Source organism: Verrucomicrobiia bacterium (assembly GCA_036405135.1).
Lineage (GTDB): Bacteria > Verrucomicrobiota > Verrucomicrobiia > Limisphaerales > JAEYXS01 > JAEYXS01.
In genome coordinates this window covers 49,892-64,551 of sequence record DASWYF010000039.1, presented here as the reverse complement: position 1 = coordinate 64,551, position 14,660 = coordinate 49,892, and the positions used below count along the sequence as shown (strand labels likewise).

Below are 14,660 nucleotides of genomic sequence, written 5' to 3'. Positions count from 1 at the left end.
TTCAGTTCAACGTTGGGAGAGGTATTCTTCGATGCGTTGTGCCTTCCTGAGGAGGTAGGGGGTGTGCTGGTTGGAGGTCTCTACGAACTTGCGCAGCGCTTTGAGGGTTTGCTGGAACTCGGCAGAGAACTTCTCGTGTTCCTGGTCCTGCCAGGTATCGCCCAAAGCGGTGAATCGCGCCTGAAGGGAGGACATGCGACTCTGCAAGTCGGTATTAAATCGTTTCAGTTCCTCGGCGAACCGTCGGACTTCAGCCGGATCCATGACTGCCTGGCTCATGATTTGTATTCCGTTCTTGGTTGGGCACGTCCGCAGGGTGAAACAACTTTCAGTGCGAACATGCTGATTCTTTAAGTAAAAGTATCAGACCTTGGCCGAGGTATCAAATACGGACATGTGAAAACCAGGCATAATACGCAGATTTTCAGAGGGTTTGATACGTGAGCCTTTTTGAGCGTGGATGTCTAATGCAGATGCTCACCTGGCTGTCCATCCGCCATCGATCACCATATCGGTTCCCGTGATGAAGCCTGCGTCCTCTGAGCAAAGGAACACGGCGAGCGCACCGATTTCCTTCACATTTCCCCAACGATTCACCGGTAGATTATCGAGAAATTGCTGGTTCGCCTCAGGGTTTTGGATGATCACTTGGTTCATTTCAGTGCCAAACGGGCCGGGGCTGATTCCGTTCACGGTGATTTTTTCCGAAGAGAGTTCCAGTGCGAGTGCCTTCGTGAAACCCAGCAACCCTGCTTTTGAAGTGCAATACGCCACGCGGCCGGGCAGGGCGACGTGGCTCAGCATGGAAGTCATGTTTAGAATGCGCCCATATCCACGACCGGTCATATGCGGAATGAATGCATGGCACATGAGGTAAACGCTGGTAAGGTTGGCATTCATCACCTGATGCCATTCCGCCAGCGTATATTCAGTCAGCGGTTTGCGGATGTTGATGCCTGCATTGTTGATGAGAATGTTCACTTGTCCGAAGCGTCGGGTGATTGCCTGTCTTGCGGCATGCACCTGGGATTGATCGGTGACATCGGCAAGGAAGTATTCGGCTGTGCCGCCTGCTTGCATGATTTCATCGGTGACGGCTTTAAGCCGGTTTTCATCGCGGGCGAGGAGGGCCAGGTGGGCTCCTTCATTGGCGAGAGCGAGTGCCATGGCTTTGCCCAATCCGCGACTGCCGCCGGTGATTACGGCGATTTTCCCGTTCAATTTTCCTGAGGACATAAGGCGTGAATGAGTGATGACGAAATCCTAATGACGAAAGAATGTCCAATGGCAAATGAAGGAAGCGTCAAGGCAGGCCAGGCAAACCACTGTTCGTCACCTAGGCAGGTTCGGCAGCAGCGGCGGGGGTTGCCTCAGGCACGCCGAGGACGATCTCCTCACCTTCACGGGCGGCTTCGACGACAAGCGGGTCACCGTGCATGGCCACGAGATTGCGCGCCCATTCCACCATGCGGGTGACGTGGGCATCATCGTGTCCGGGATCATGGTGGAAGAGATAGAGGCGCTTTACACCCGCGATGAGCGCGAGGCTGACCACGTCATCCAGGCAACCGTGGCCCCAACCGACGTGGCGCTGATACTCCGTATCATCGTATTGGGAATCGATGATGAGTACATCCACATCACGGATGAAATTGATAAGCTTTTCATCCATCTTGCGTGCGTAAGCCATTTCCGCACCAGTCTGGGTAGTGGCGCCGCGCAGGCGTTGGTAAGGTTCGTTATCCGGCAGGAATGCGACCGAGCCAAAGCTGGTGTTCAAACGATAGCCGACGCAGATGCCCGGATGATTGGTGAACGCGGCTTCCGCATCTACTTTCCCGACCTTGAACTTCATTTCATGAAGTTCATCAAAAACGATATTGCCGGGCATCTGGCGCAAACTCACCGGAAAGTAAGGGCTTTCCATTTGTGAGGACAAAATGCCTTGCAGGCCGGCCTGGGCACCTTCGAAACCGCAGATGCGGATCTGGTTCTTCGGGTTATATGCGGGAACGAAGAACGGAAAGCCTTGGATGTGATCCCAATGTGTGTGTGACAGCATGAGGGTTACACGAATGGGCTGGCCTTTAAATTCTTTAATCAGTGACAGACCCAGCGGGCGGATTCCCGAGCCTGCATCCAAAATCATGATCTCACCATCCGCACGGACTTCTACGCAGGTCGTATTGCCGCCATAGTGGACCGTGGCGGGACCGGGTGTGGGTATGGAACCGCGCACGCCCCAAAACTTGATCTTCATCCCTTCGGTTTGAATCTGGATGGGGGCGCTGGGGGCATCTGGCGGGATGGGGGGAGGAGCGGCCACTTTGCGTTGCCAGCCTGGTTCTAAAATTTGATTGAGCAGCCAGAGGAATTTGTATTGTTCAACCGGCTTGACGAGGTATTCATCCGCTCCGGCTTCAATGGCATTTGCGCGGTCGGCAGGATACCCGCGACCGCTGGAGATGATGATGCGGATATTTTTGAGCTCTGGATGGCTGCGTACGAGGCCGCAAAGGCGGAAGCCATTGCAGCGGGGCATGAGCAAATCGCAGATGACGACGTTCGGGTGTTTCTCCTGGATGACTGGCCAGGCAAGCGCTCCATTCTCCGCTTCAAAAACGTGCCAGCCCGATTCCGTCAGCCACCCGCGCAAGGTGGTGCGGAGCTCATGGTCTTCGTCAACGAGCAAAATGGTTTTCACGCCAGCAATTCGTCTCCAAACCGTATGCCGCACAGCTGAAACCGCTCATGAAGGCGGGGTGACAGTTGCGTGACAGGTGTGTTTTACCTTGGTGAAAGACGCAGAGCAATGCGGGACTTCTCTGGATAGGTGAAAATTGTGGACCTATCCAAGCCCTACTTTGCCAGCGGCAATGGCGCCAGTTGAAGCCGAAGTGGCCGCTGCAAGATCGTGGATAAGACCTTCACGGGCTGCTTCCACTTCCAAGGAGCCTTCCTGCCGGCGAACGAGTTCACGGGCTTGAGCCTCCATATGGCCGACGTGCTCGTCATCGTGACCGGGATCGTGATGGAAGAGGAACAGTTTCTTCACACCTGCTGTCATGGCAAAGGCAACGGTGTCATCCACGCAGGTGTGACCCCAACCGACGTGACGCGGGTATTCCGTGGCGTCATATTGGGAATCCATGATGAGCACTTCGGCACCGCGGATGAAATCGATGAGCTTCTGGTCCTGTTGCCGGGCGAATTCGAGTGCTTCAGCGTGTTCTTTGGGAGCGAGTTTGCCGGGAGCTGCTTTCAGCCGGGCATAGGGCTCGTTATCCGGGATGAACACGATGGAACCCTTGCTGGTGATGAGCTTGTAACCCACGCAGATGCCAGGGTGATTCACGAACTTGGCCTGCACCTTGACCTTACCGATGTTGAACTCAAGGTCCTTGAGCTCCAGACATTCGATGTTGCCCGGCATTTCCTGCATGCTGATGGGGAAATAGGGGCTCTCCATCTGGCTGGAAAGAGTGGTCTGGAGACCTTTACGAGCACCTTCATAACCCAAGATGCGGAGCTGGTTTTTGGGGTTATAGGCAGGGATGAAAAACGGGAAGCCTTGAATGTGGTCCCAATGTGTGTGCGTCAGAAGAATAGTTGCACGCAATGGCTGGGCTTTGAATTCATTGATGAGTTTCAGGCCGAGCGGACGGATGCCTGTGCCGGCGTCCAAGACGATGATCTCACCATCAGCCCGGACTTCGACGCAAGTAGTATTGCCGCCATAATAGGCGGTGTCCGGTCCGGGAGTGGCGATAGAGCCGCGGACGCCCCAGAAACGAACACGCACGCCATCATCATCGAGCATCATGGGCTTATAATGCTCACTGGTGTCTGAGGGGCGGGAGACAGAACGTTTGCCGGCCTTGCGACGGATGATCTCGGTTTCGGTGCCAGGATTGGTAAGTGACTCTAGGAGAGCCATTAAACCAGCAGGCTGGATGGGTTTGACGATGAATTCGTCTGCACCGGCTTCAAACGCATTGAGACGATCCGTAGGGTAGCTGCTGGCCGTGGTGACGATGATTTTAGGCTGTGGAAGCGAATGACCTTTTTCCCGGATACTTCGGCAGACCTGAAAACCGTTTGACCGTGGCATCAAAAGATCGCAGATGACCACTTGTGGCGCGCTTTCTTGGACGATGCGAAGGCCAGACTCACCGTCATCAGCTTCGAGAACTTTCCATCCTCCGTTGGTCAGAAGATGAGACAGAGCGTGCCGGGTTACCCGGTCGTCATCTATCAGGAGCACGGTGTTCATGTAGATTTAAAGACAAGACTGTCCTATTCTAGCGGGAAAAACAAGCCGTATTCTTTGCTGTAAATTGGTGTTAAAATCTGGGCCAGTGCGGTTTACGGTTGTCTGAGGCCCCTTGGCCGGGGTAATTTGACGCGTATGCGCTGGTTTATTGTGATAGCTTTGATGTTTGTGTCCGGGGTTTCCCAAGTAGAAGCGGCCAAGGCCCGGATCACCAAAGTGTTGCCTCATTTGCTGGATGACAAGGGCCGTCATTCCCTTTCTCCCAGTCTTTATGAGCGGGATGCCTATCAGGCTCATTTGCGCAAGAATCCGGAACTGGCTGCGGCTCTGCGGTTTGACATCCGTTGGACGGGCATCAATCTGAAGCGGGACAGTTTGAAGCTGCGCATCGAGTTGCGGGTGAGCGGTGAGCCTAATAAGATCGTGATTGAAGAGGCAATCAAGCCCTTGGGGGTGTCTGGGAGCTGGAGTCAACTAACTCTGAAGGGCGAGGAGTTCAAAAAGGCGGGAAAGCTGATCTCATGGCGTGCAACATTGCTGGAGAATGAAAAGGAAGTGGCCGAGCTGAAGTCTTTCCTCTGGTAATCAGTTCATTTTTTGCCAGAGACTGGCGAGATGAACCCTCGCAGCACGCCCACCATCAAGGTGACGACGATGGCAAACAGCAACGAACGGTTGAGAGGATTGAAGATTATCTCCCGTTTGGAGTCGCGCATTAACGCGAAAAATTCACCAATTTTCTGTCCGGCAGACGAAATTTCGTGCCGGTAAAAGAGCAGGGCGGCGATGCTTAGGCCCAAGGCGATGACCAAGGATGTCAGCAAGGCCCCCAAGTAATTGGCCCGGCTGCGGAAACGCCCGGCGATCAGGGCAGACAACGGAATGGCAGCGCAGAGCAAACCGCATAGGACAGCGAAACTGCTTTGGGAGAGCTGGTAAGCGTCATTGTGATACTTCATCACGATGGAGAGGGATCCGACATTCAGAAACTGAGCTGAGTTTTCGTAATATCGATTTCCCGCCCATGCACCTAAGCCAGCCAAAACCATGCAGAGCAGTATCAGGAAGCCACGTGGTAACATGACGTATCAGAAGGTGCAGTTCACAGAGCCTTTTCCAAACGCTCGATCAAGGTCTTGAGAATCTGGACGCGGGCAAATCGTTTGTTATTTCCGGGAATGAGCGTCCATGGCGCTGGACCGGTGCTGGTATGGGCCACCATGTCATTCACAGCGGCCTTGTAGGTGTCCCACTTCTTGCGGTTGCGCCAGTCTTCGTCGGTGATCTTGTAGCGCTTGTAGGGGACGAGTTCGCGTTTTTTGAAGCGTTCTAGCTGCTCTTCTTTGCTGATGTGGAGCCAGAACTTATGGATCACGATGCCGTGTTCCACGAGCTGTTCCTCGAAATTGTTCAGTTCATGATACGCGCGCATCCATTCTTCCTTGCTCGCGAAACCTTCAACACGTTCCACCAAAATGCGGCCATACCAGGAGCGGTCAAAGATGGTGACACGGCCGTCGCGCGGCAGGCTGCGCCAGAAGCGCCAGAGGTAATGATGCGCGCGTTCTTCCTCGGTAGGAGCGGCTACGGGGAGGATGCGATAGAGACGGGCATCCATAGCCTCGGTCACGCGTCGGATGCAGCTGCCTTTGCCGGAGGCATCCCAGCCTTCGAACACGATGACGTTGGAGATCTTCTTCTCGTGCGCTTCCCAGACAAGGCGGCTCCAATCGCTCTGATACTTGTTCAGGCGTTTGCGATACTTTTTATCTGAGATGTCCTGGTCGAGATCCACCTTGTCCAGAATGGTCTTGTCGCCATCGTCCGTCGGTTTCACCTTTACGACCTGTGGTGAAGCCTGGCGGGAACGTTTCAAAGCCCGGCCTTCGATCACGCTTTCCAAGGCATCCGCGAGCAGGCGGCCGGCGGTCAGATCGCGATGCCGATGGTCCGTGCTTTCGATGATGTTCCACGGCGCGTGCTCGGTGTCCGTGATGCGGATGACGCGCTCAGAGGTCTTCTCGAACTTCTCGTAAAGCTTGTGATGTTTCCAATCCGTAGGCAACACGCGCCAGTGCGTGTGCGGATTGTTCTCGAGATCGTGAAGGCGTTGGAATTGCGCTTTCTTGGAAAGATGCAGCCAGAGCTTCACGAACACAGTGCCGTCTTCAGAGAGCATCTGTTCCATGGAGCCGATGCGTTTCAAGGCGGAGTCCAATTCATCCGAATGACTTTCACCATAAACTTTCCGGATGATCGGGTCCGTATACCAAGAGCCGAAAAAGATGCCAATACGGCCGCGGGAGGGCAGGGTGCGCCAGAAACGCCAGAAGAAAGGACGTTCGCGCTCTTCATCAGAGGGTGTCCCAAAGGCGTGAGTATCCACTCCCCGGGGATCGAGCCATTCGTTGAGGCGGTGGACGAGTTCGCCTTTTCCTGCGCCATCCACACCGGAGACAATGACGACTACGGAAGAGCCGGTTTCCTTCAGAGCGATCTGGGCCTGCACAAGCCGGGCGCGCAATTTCGGCAGCTCGGCTTCGTATTTTTCCTTGGGAATTGTTCGGCCCAGTTCGGCAGCTTCAAACATGCGCTGTTGTGGTCAGGTGTTTGTTCGGTTTTCACGCGAAATGGTAAGTGAAATCGCAGGCTGAACCAGCAGGAATTTTAAGAAAAATTTCCGGCATCGGGTTTGACACGATTCGCTAAAAAGACTAAGGTTCAAATGTAGTCGCAGCCATGAGCAGTCTTATCACAAACGAAGCCGTCGTCACCCTCACTCCAAGCGCCGTGGAGCAGATCAAAGTCATCCACCAGACGCAGTCGGAGAACGCAGGGAAGCCGCTTCGCCTCTACGTGGAAGCCGGTGGTTGCTCCGGTCTACAATACGGGATGACTTTTGACGAAACGCGTGATGGGGATGCCGTGGTTGAAACCGATGGTGTTGCTGTCGTGGTGGATGAGTTCAGCTTGAGCTATCTGCGCGGTTGCCAAGTCGATTTTAAAGATGAACTGACGGGTGGCGGTTTCAAGATCGTCAATCCGAATGCCCGCCAAAGCTGTGGATGCGGGCGCTCTTTCGAAGCCTGAGGAAGCCAGTAGCTCGCAGGCTAACAAACGCCGTTCCGTGCGATGCGGAACGGCTTTTTGTTTTATGGGCGTTTTGCAAAATAGTTTGAACAAATCCCCTAGGTGAACTATCCATTGCTCCAGTGAGAATAGTTCGGTCATTCGTGGCGTTGTTCCTCGTGCTGGCGTGGTTGCCAGTGGTGGCGCATTGCCAGATGGAGTCGCTGCCGGGACTCGCTTTTCTTGAATGCGCTTCTCACGAGGCTCCTTCCGGTGATGATTGTAATGAGCACGGTTGCTGCGCTGTAGAGTCTTCCAGCTATCAGGTTTCCCGCCACGAAGAGAACAGTGTCTCTCTGGCTTTGGTTTTGTTCGAGATCGAGCCGGTGGTGATGACGGTTGAAGTCGTGCTGCCGGCGGCGATCAATCTCGGTGTCCTCACGGCGGCTCCGCCTGAGCTGGCCCGATCTTGGCAGTTTGTTTCCCGCACGGCCCTTCCTGTCCGTGCTCCTTCTTTCGCTTCCTAATCCCCACACCTTTCCTGGTGAGGGGGCTTTTCTTGTCCGATTGCGCGTCTTCATGACGCCGGTAAACCGTGTTTGTTTCCGTTTGTTTTGAGATTTGGTCCGTAACTGATTTTGATTTTATGAAGCGTTTTAATGTTGGGAAGTATTGCCGTCCGTTGGCCATAATGGCGTTTATGGCGGGTATTGCTGCTGATTCCGTGCAGGCAGCCGAGTCGCCATCAAGCATCACGATCGATGCCTTGGTGCGTGAGGTCTTGGAGAAAAATCCGGAGCGCCAGTTCTACGAAGCGGAGATCGCTGCCGCAAAGGCCGGACAGAAGACCGCTGGCGTGTGGGCGAATCCGGAATTGAATGTGACCGCAGGGCACAAGAGCGTTGGCGGTGCTGGAGGCAGTGGCGATGGCGTGGCTTGGTCGGCCTCTGTCATGCAACCTTTTGAATGGCGGGGACGCATTGGATTACGCAAAGCCATCGCGAACCGGGATGTGGAACTGGCGGAATTGGGTTATGAGCGCTTCAAGCTGGCGTTGGCGACACGCACGCGAGCGTTGGCTTTCGCAGTAATGACGGCGCAGGAAAAGGCCGCGGCAGCGGAAGAGGTGGCGGAGCGTTTTAAAGCATTGCGCGAGGTGTTGGTGCAACGCGATCCCGCCGGACTGACGCCGCTATTGGAGACGCGTGTCATCGAAGCGACAGAACTGAATGCCCAACGCAAAGCAAGTGAAGCGGCCTTGAAGACGAAGGCTGCCTTGCTGGAGTTGAGCCAGTTGCGCGGCAACCCGGCTGGAACAGCCATGATCATCGGAAAACAGGATGTGACATTTGAGCCGATGAGTCAGATGGAGCCGTTCATCCAGATGGCGCGGACCAATAATTTCGAGGTGCGCGTGCGTGCGGTGGAACTGGCGCAGCAAGGCTTCCGCGTGGACTTGGCGAAGAACGAGCGTTATGCGGCGATCTCAGTGGGGCCGACGTATTCCGAGGAGCGGGCGGCGGGTGATCGTGAGCGTATTGTGGGCATCGGAGTAACGGTGCCATTGCCTATCTGGAACAAGAACAAGGGTAACATCGAGACAGCGCAGGCAAAGCAGCAACAGGCGCAAGCGTCATTCTATTCCACGCAGCGCGAGGTGGAGCGGAACGTGGCTGAAGCGGCATTGACCTATACTTCCAAACTGGAAGAGATGGCGAAGTGGAAGCCCGATGCGGTGCAGCATTTCCGCGCCGCTGCGGAATTGGCGGACCGGCATTACCGTCTGGGCGCGGTGCCGATCTCCACGTATGTGGAATTGCAAAAGCAATATCTGGAAGCGGTGGAAGGATTGTTGGAGACCAAAGCAGAGGCGTTGAAAGCGGCTGTGGAATTGGAGTCGCTGACAGGTCTGACCGAGCCGTTGGTTAAGATCACTGCACGCGAGGAGGCAAAGTGAAACCGCTGAGAATCATTATGCTGACAGCCTTCATCGTCACAGCTGCGTCTTTGTTGCCGGGTTGTGGTCACAAAGAAGGCGACGGTCATGATCACGATGAGTCTGGTCACAGTCATGGTGATGGCCACGGCCATGGCGAGGAATCACCTTCAGGCGCGTCCTTCAAAGCGGGCAAGGGCGTGATGGTGACGGATGAGACAAAGAAGATTCTGAAGCTAGAGACGGTTGAAGTGGCGGAAAAGAAACTGCCGGATGAAGTGCGCTTCACCGTGCAGGTCTTTGGCGAGCAGCATCGCCACGCGGCCAATCTGGAGGATCATTCCGCGTGCGATACTTACGGCTCCGGACTGGTGTCCATGGAGACGTTGAGCACCGTAAAAGCCGGACAACCGGTTTACTTGTCACGCGGCACCAATGTGCCTTTGACGGGTGTCGTGCTGGCGGTACAAAAGGCGTTGGCCTTGGGTGAGGGAGAGATTGTGGTAGGTGTCTCGAACGCTTCGACTGCGCTTAAATCAGGAGAGTTCGTGCCCGCACGTATCTTGCAACCTCGTTCCGAATCGGTGACGTCGGTGCCGCAATCCGCCTTGCTGCGCACGTCCGAAGGTTCGTTCGTGTATGCGGTGAATGGAGAAGCCTATTTTCGTACCGCAGTGAAAACCGGGGCTATCTCAGAGGGATGGGTAGAGATCAAGGATGGTTTGCTGGCGGGTGATGCCGTGGTGGTGACGGCGCTGGAGACGCTCTGGCTGATCGAGCTGCGTGCCACCAAGGGAGGCGGGCATAGCCACTAAAAGGGAATACGTATGTTAAACAGTCTTTTGGAATTTTCCATCCGCCAGCGTGTCTTCGTGTTGCTGGCCACTCTCGTGCTTGTTGGCGTAGGAGTGTTTTCCGCATTGCGATTGCCAATCGATGCCGTGCCGGACATCACCAATACGCAAGTGCAGGTGAATACAGCGGTGCCAGCGTTGGCACCGGAAGAGATCGAGAAACTTGTCACGTTCCCGATCGAAAACGAGATGGCGGGCATTCCCGGTTTGATTGAATTGAGATCGCTCTCGAAGTTCGGGTTGTCACAGATCAACCTCATATTCGAGGACGGCACGGATATCTATCGCTCGCGACAACTGGTGAGCGAGCGATTGCAGATTGTTGCGGATGAACTGCCGACAGGGGTGACGCCCAAGCTGGCCCCCATCAGCACGGGCCTTGGTGAGATCTACTACTACGTGGTGGATTATGCGCCTGACGCCACCAATAAAGCGGCCAGTCGTGTCGAACAGTTGATGGAGCTGAAGCAGATCCACGATTATATCATCAAGCCGCGTCTTCGTTCCACGCCCGGACTGGCTGAAGTGAATGCCACGGGCGGTTATGAGAAACAGATCATCATTCAGCCAAATCCGGACAAGTTGAAGAGCGAGGGCATGTCGTTCAACGAGATTGCGGAAGCTATCGGCGAGAATGTCGAGAATGCGGGTGGCAGTGTGATCCAACTGGGTGGCGAAACGGTGACGGTGCGTGCTGCTGGCCGAGTGCAGACGTTGGAAGATATCGCCAATGTGCCGCTCAAGTTCGGTTCTCGCTCCACGCCATTGCGTGTCCGTGATGTAGCGGATGTGGTGATCGGCAAGGCAGTGCGGACTGGCACCGGCACTTACAACGGGGATGAAACGGTGCTGGGCTCGGCGTTGATGCTGGCGGGTGAGAACAGCCGGTTGGTGGCCAAGGCGGTGACGGAGAAACTGGTTGAGATCCAACCCAAGCTGCCTCCGGGCGTTACCATCATTCCGGTCTATGACCGCACGGTGCTGGTGGATAAAACCATCCGCACCGTTGAGACGAGCTTGTTTGAAGGGGCCATCCTAGTGGTGGTGGTATTGCTCATCATGCTCGGAAATTGGCGCGCCGCATTCATCGTGGCGCTGGCGATTCCATTGTCCTTGCTCTTCGCGATGACTGGCATGGTGCAGAGCCGCATTTCGGGTAATTTGATGAGTTTGGGCGCGATCGATTTCGGCCTCATCGTCGATGGTGCTGTGGTGATGGTGGAGAATATCATCCGTCATCTGGCGGAGAAACAGCACAAGCTGGGGCGTAAACTTACCGCTTCGGAACGTCTGCATGAAGTGCTGGTCTCGGCGAAGGAAGTGGCGAGCCCCATGTTCTTCGGCGTGTGCATCATTACCGTTGTATATGTGCCGATCCTTGCGCTTACAGGCATCGAGGGGAAGATGTTCAAGCCGATGGCGATCACGGTGATCTTCGCCCTCGTCGGTTCCATGGTGCTGGCGCTCACGCTGATGCCGGCACTGTGCTCTTACTTGTTGGGCGGAAATATCAAGGAGGAGGACAGCTTCTTGGTGCGTTGGGCAAAGGCGGTTTATGCGCCCATCTTGCGTTTCTCGCTGCGCTTCCGCTGGCTCGTTGCAGCGGCCGCATTGGGTATCTTCATCCTCGCGGTATCGGTATTCAACCGTTTAGGGGCGGAGTTCGTGCCGCAACTGGATGAAGGCTCCTTCGCCACGCACATGATCCGCACGACGAGCATCGGTATCGATGCCAGTATCGACATGCAAAAGCGCGGGGAGAAGGTGCTCTTGGAGAAGTTTCCGGAAGTGGCTTATACATTCAGCCGCATCGGAACTTCCGAGATCGCCAGCGACCCGATGGGCGTGAACGTGGCGGATACTTACATCATGTTCAAACCGCTCGACCAGTGGCGTAAAGTGAATAGCAAGCCGATCAGCAAAGAAGAGCTTGCCGCAATCATGACGGAGGAACTGGGCAAGTATGTGCCGGGCGAGGGACATCTGTTCAGCCAGCCGATCGAGATGCGTTTCAATGAAATCCTTGAAGGCACGCGTGCAGACATAGCGGTGAAAGTTTTCGGTGATGACTTTGCGGTCATTGAGAAGATCGCCAGTGAAGCGCGGGAGATTCTTGAGAAAGTGCCGGGTGCGGCAGATGTCGAATTTGATGCGCTCGGTAAATCGCCGTTGCTGGAGATCGTTCCCAAGCGGGAAGCGATGAGCAAATACAACTTGCATGCGGCGGAGCTGAATCGCGTAGTGAACACGGCGTTGGCTGGGCAGGAAGTCGGCAAGCTTATTGAAGGCAATCGCCGGTTCGATATCGTGGTACGCTTGAGTGAAGATCTGCGGGGACAGATTGACGACTTGAAACGCCTGCCTGTGCGCTTGGATGACGGTGGACTTCTGACACTGGGACAGGTCGCGGATTTTCGCGTGGTGGAGCAGGTGGCTGCGGTGGCGCGTGAATATAGCCAGCGGCGCGCAGCCATCATGGTGAACTTGCGTGGCCGGGATGTGGAGAGCTTCGTGCTGGAGGCGCAGAAGAAGATCGCGGAGCAGATCAAACTGCCGGAGGGCTACATCATCGAGTTCGGCGGGCAATTCAAGAATCTGCAGGAAGCGCGCAAGCGGCTGGCCGTCGTTGTGCCAGCAGCATTGGCCCTGATCTTCATCCTCATCTTCATGGCGCTGCAAAGCCTGCGCCAATCAGTGCTGGTTTTTCTGGCGGTGCCTTTGGCGGTGACGGGCGGTGTGTTTGCATTATGGGCACGCGACCTGCCGTTCAGTATTTCGGCGGGCGTTGGATTCATCGCCTTGAGCGGTATCGCGGTGCTGAACGGGTTGATGATCATCACGTTCTTCAATCAATTGCGTGATCGCGGCGCTGACCTCCGCACAGCGGTGTGGGATGGCTCGCTGCTGCGGTTGCGGCCCAAGCTGATGACGGCCTTGGTGGCATCTCTGGGCTTTGTGCCCATGGCGATCGCCAACGGTGCGGGAGCGGAAGTGCAGCGGCCTTTGGCCACAGTGGTCATCGGTGGGATCATCAGTTCCACCTTCCTCACACTGGTGCTGCTGCCTGCGCTTTACGAATGGGTGGAACGTAAAACAGCCAAGAGAACACAAGAATCTGATCAAAATCTATGAAAGCAAAAATTCTCATGATGGCCGCCGTATTATGCGGCGGGTTACTCACGGTCAATGCCGCGGAGAAGCATGATCACAAGCACATTGCCACCCCCAAGGGTGGAAGACTGCTCGATAAGACGGAGCCGCATGCCGAGCTGGTGGTGGAAAAGGATCGGAGCGTGACGATCAATTTTTACAGCGAAGCGATGAAGCCGATTGCGGCCACGACGCAGAAGGTGACGGTCATCGCGGATGCGAAAAGCGGCAAGACGACGCTGCAGTTCGAGAAGAAGGGCGATTCGCTGGTGAGCACGGGCAAGTTGCCGGAGGGTGATGGTTACAATGTGGTGGTGCAGTTCAAGCAGACAGCAGAGGCCAAACCGCAGAACCTGCGCTTCAAGCTGGATATGAGCACTTGTGGTAAATGCAAGCGGGCGGAATACGCGTGCATGTGTGATCATTGAGCGATTTGATATGATCCAACGATTTGTCCAGGTTGGCTTTAGCTGTCTTAGGTAAACTTGTTTATAGCCTTAATGAAGGGGAAAACCGAGAAAGAAGGATGGAGCCAGTTGTCGGGCTTGAACCGACGACCTGCTCATTACGAATGAGCTGCTCTACCACTGAGCTAAACTGGCGTCCACTAGCCACCTAGAGATAGCTTCGGCAGTGCCAATGGTGCAAGCGATTTTTCTCATGAGTGAGATGAATTTCACAGGAAAGGCGTTTAGCGGGAAAAGGAGGAGTGTCCATGGGAAAGACACAAGTGGACAGGGGTTGAGCAGGATTTCCCGAAATACTGCAAATACCACCGGATAAAGGGGTTGGCATCGCAGATGCTAACAGAATTGTCCCGCGCATCCTATGAAGGGGTGGTGGGGAAAAGTTCATGAAACCAGCGAAGCCAGTCCAGCTAGCGAGACAGGGGGCGCCGATGGCAACCAACCGGAAGGCCGGGGCGACGATGCTGGACTTGATGCGGATGCGGAATGATTTCGCACGGCGGCAGGCTGGGTTTCACGGAACGGCAACCTCAATTGTGTTTCTTCAACAACGTAGTCATTATGGCCTGGTTCAATCTGTTCAAAAAAGCTGAAGACGCTACCCGGGGCATTGCAGGTGAGATACCGGCGGACCCCGAGGGGCAGTATCAACTTGGCTTCCGCTATGCCTCTGGGCGCGGGGTGACCAAGGATGTGGTGACGGCCTACAAGTGGCTTACCATCGCGGCAGCGCATGGCCACGAACAGGCGATAGAACTCAAGAATATGCTATCCGAGCGGATGACGCCGGACCAGATCCACGAAGGTGAACGCCGGGCGACGGCCCATGTGCCCGTTCGTGAAGCGGCGTATTGATGTGAAAGAATTTTTTGCGAAAAGGCTTGCGTGAAGTTACGGTAGCTCCTAGTTTG

Annotated in this window: 14 protein-coding genes and 1 tRNA gene; 8 read left to right on the top strand and 7 right to left on the bottom strand. The window is 55.2% G+C overall.

Annotated features, from left to right (window positions below):
* Nucleotides 1–6 precede the first annotated feature (6 nt).
* The 4 genes from VGH19_19245 to VGH19_19230 form a co-directional block, all read right to left on the bottom strand.
* Complete coding sequence (locus VGH19_19245) at nucleotides 7–279, bottom strand: WXG100 family type VII secretion target (protein HEY1173509.1); 273 nt, start codon at nucleotides 277–279, stop codon at nucleotides 7–9.
* Nucleotides 280–477: 198 nt separating this feature from the next.
* Nucleotides 478–1,236: an SDR family NAD(P)-dependent oxidoreductase gene (locus VGH19_19240; GenBank protein ID HEY1173508.1), complete on the bottom strand. Its 759-nt coding sequence runs from the start codon at nucleotides 1,234–1,236 to the stop codon at nucleotides 478–480.
* Between the two features lie 100 nt (nucleotides 1,237–1,336).
* Nucleotides 1,337–2,704, bottom strand: a complete 1,368-nt coding sequence (locus tag VGH19_19235; protein HEY1173507.1) for a response regulator — start codon at nucleotides 2,702–2,704, stop codon at nucleotides 1,337–1,339.
* 144 nt (nucleotides 2,705–2,848) lie between these two features.
* Nucleotides 2,849–4,273, bottom strand: coding sequence for a response regulator (locus tag VGH19_19230; GenBank protein HEY1173506.1), 1,425 nt, complete (start codon nucleotides 4,271–4,273; stop codon nucleotides 2,849–2,851).
* Nucleotides 4,274–4,408: 135 nt separating this feature from the next.
* On the opposite strand from VGH19_19230, the gene VGH19_19225 reads away from it, so the two are divergent.
* Nucleotides 4,409–4,858: a hypothetical protein gene (locus VGH19_19225; GenBank protein ID HEY1173505.1), complete on the top strand. Its 450-nt coding sequence runs from the start codon at nucleotides 4,409–4,411 to the stop codon at nucleotides 4,856–4,858.
* A gap of 5 nt (nucleotides 4,859–4,863) precedes the next feature.
* On the opposite strand, the gene VGH19_19220 is transcribed toward VGH19_19225, so the two are convergent.
* Together VGH19_19220 and pap are read right to left on the bottom strand one after the other, a co-directional pair.
* A complete protein-coding gene (locus VGH19_19220; GenBank protein ID HEY1173504.1) occupies nucleotides 4,864–5,355 on the bottom strand; it encodes a hypothetical protein in 492 nt (163 codons plus the stop codon).
* Between the two features lie 20 nt (nucleotides 5,356–5,375).
* Nucleotides 5,376–6,863 carry a polyphosphate:AMP phosphotransferase gene (gene pap / locus VGH19_19215; GenBank protein HEY1173503.1) on the bottom strand — a complete coding sequence of 496 codons (1,488 nt, stop codon included), beginning with the start codon at nucleotides 6,861–6,863 and terminating at the stop codon, nucleotides 5,376–5,378.
* Nucleotides 6,864–7,012: 149 nt separating this feature from the next.
* Between pap and VGH19_19210 the strand changes: the two genes are divergently transcribed.
* The 6 genes from VGH19_19210 to VGH19_19185 all read left to right on the top strand — a co-directional run bounded on the left by VGH19_19210 (nucleotide 7,013) and on the right by VGH19_19185 (nucleotide 13,710).
* Complete coding sequence (locus VGH19_19210) at nucleotides 7,013–7,363, top strand: iron-sulfur cluster assembly accessory protein (GenBank protein ID HEY1173502.1); 351 nt, start codon at nucleotides 7,013–7,015, stop codon at nucleotides 7,361–7,363.
* 122 nt (nucleotides 7,364–7,485) lie between these two features.
* Nucleotides 7,486–7,869 carry a hypothetical protein gene (locus VGH19_19205; GenBank protein HEY1173501.1) on the top strand — a complete coding sequence of 128 codons (384 nt, stop codon included), beginning with the start codon at nucleotides 7,486–7,488 and terminating at the stop codon, nucleotides 7,867–7,869.
* 119 nt (nucleotides 7,870–7,988) lie between these two features.
* Nucleotides 7,989–9,299: a TolC family protein gene (locus tag VGH19_19200; protein ID HEY1173500.1), complete on the top strand. Its 1,311-nt coding sequence runs from the start codon at nucleotides 7,989–7,991 to the stop codon at nucleotides 9,297–9,299.
* 17 nt (nucleotides 9,300–9,316) lie between these two features.
* A complete protein-coding gene (locus VGH19_19195) occupies nucleotides 9,317–10,093 on the top strand; it encodes an efflux RND transporter periplasmic adaptor subunit (protein HEY1173499.1) in 777 nt (258 codons plus the stop codon).
* A 12-nt stretch (nucleotides 10,094–10,105) separates the two neighbouring features.
* Entirely contained in the window at nucleotides 10,106–13,264 is a 3,159-nt protein-coding gene (locus VGH19_19190) for a CusA/CzcA family heavy metal efflux RND transporter (protein HEY1173498.1), read from the top strand.
* The gene (locus VGH19_19185; protein HEY1173497.1) at nucleotides 13,261–13,710 is read left to right on the top strand and encodes a hypothetical protein; all 450 of its coding nucleotides are present in this window, start codon (nucleotides 13,261–13,263) and stop codon (nucleotides 13,708–13,710) included. The genes VGH19_19190 and VGH19_19185 overlap by 4 nt, the downstream gene beginning before the upstream one ends.
* Before the next feature lie 99 nt (nucleotides 13,711–13,809).
* Here the strand turns inward: VGH19_19185 and VGH19_19180 are convergent.
* A tRNA-Thr gene (locus VGH19_19180) sits at nucleotides 13,810–13,884 on the bottom strand.
* Between the two features lie 426 nt (nucleotides 13,885–14,310).
* Between VGH19_19180 and VGH19_19175 the strand changes: the two genes are divergently transcribed.
* Nucleotides 14,311–14,604 (top strand): SEL1-like repeat protein, encoded by a 294-nt coding sequence (locus VGH19_19175; GenBank protein ID HEY1173496.1) that lies wholly within the window; start codon nucleotides 14,311–14,313, stop codon nucleotides 14,602–14,604.
* The last annotated feature ends 56 nt before the right edge of the window (nucleotides 14,605–14,660 follow it).

Bases quoted from the DNA above. Each gene is read 5' to 3' on its own strand.
- VGH19_19245 (HEY1173509.1), bottom strand. From the start codon at position 279: ATGAGCCAGGCAGTCATGGATCCGGCTGAAGTCCGACGGTTCGCCGAG.
- VGH19_19240 (HEY1173508.1), bottom strand. From the start codon at position 1,236: ATGTCCTCAGGAAAATTGAACGGGAAAATCGCCGTAATCACCGGCGGC.
- VGH19_19230 (HEY1173506.1), bottom strand. From the start codon at position 4,273: ATGAACACCGTGCTCCTGATAGATGACGACCGGGTAACCCGGCACGCT.
- VGH19_19225 (HEY1173505.1), top strand. From the start codon at position 4,409: ATGCGCTGGTTTATTGTGATAGCTTTGATGTTTGTGTCCGGGGTTTCC.
- VGH19_19220 (HEY1173504.1), bottom strand. From the start codon at position 5,355: ATGTTACCACGTGGCTTCCTGATACTGCTCTGCATGGTTTTGGCTGGC.
- pap (HEY1173503.1), bottom strand. From the start codon at position 6,863: ATGTTTGAAGCTGCCGAACTGGGCCGAACAATTCCCAAGGAAAAATAC.
- VGH19_19210 (HEY1173502.1), top strand. From the start codon at position 7,013: ATGAGCAGTCTTATCACAAACGAAGCCGTCGTCACCCTCACTCCAAGC.
- VGH19_19200 (HEY1173500.1), top strand. From the start codon at position 7,989: ATGAAGCGTTTTAATGTTGGGAAGTATTGCCGTCCGTTGGCCATAATG.
- VGH19_19195 (HEY1173499.1), top strand. From the start codon at position 9,317: ATGCTGACAGCCTTCATCGTCACAGCTGCGTCTTTGTTGCCGGGTTGT.
- VGH19_19190 (HEY1173498.1), top strand. From the start codon at position 10,106: ATGTTAAACAGTCTTTTGGAATTTTCCATCCGCCAGCGTGTCTTCGTG.
- VGH19_19185 (HEY1173497.1), top strand. From the start codon at position 13,261: ATGAAAGCAAAAATTCTCATGATGGCCGCCGTATTATGCGGCGGGTTA.
- VGH19_19175 (HEY1173496.1), top strand. From the start codon at position 14,311: ATGGCCTGGTTCAATCTGTTCAAAAAAGCTGAAGACGCTACCCGGGGC.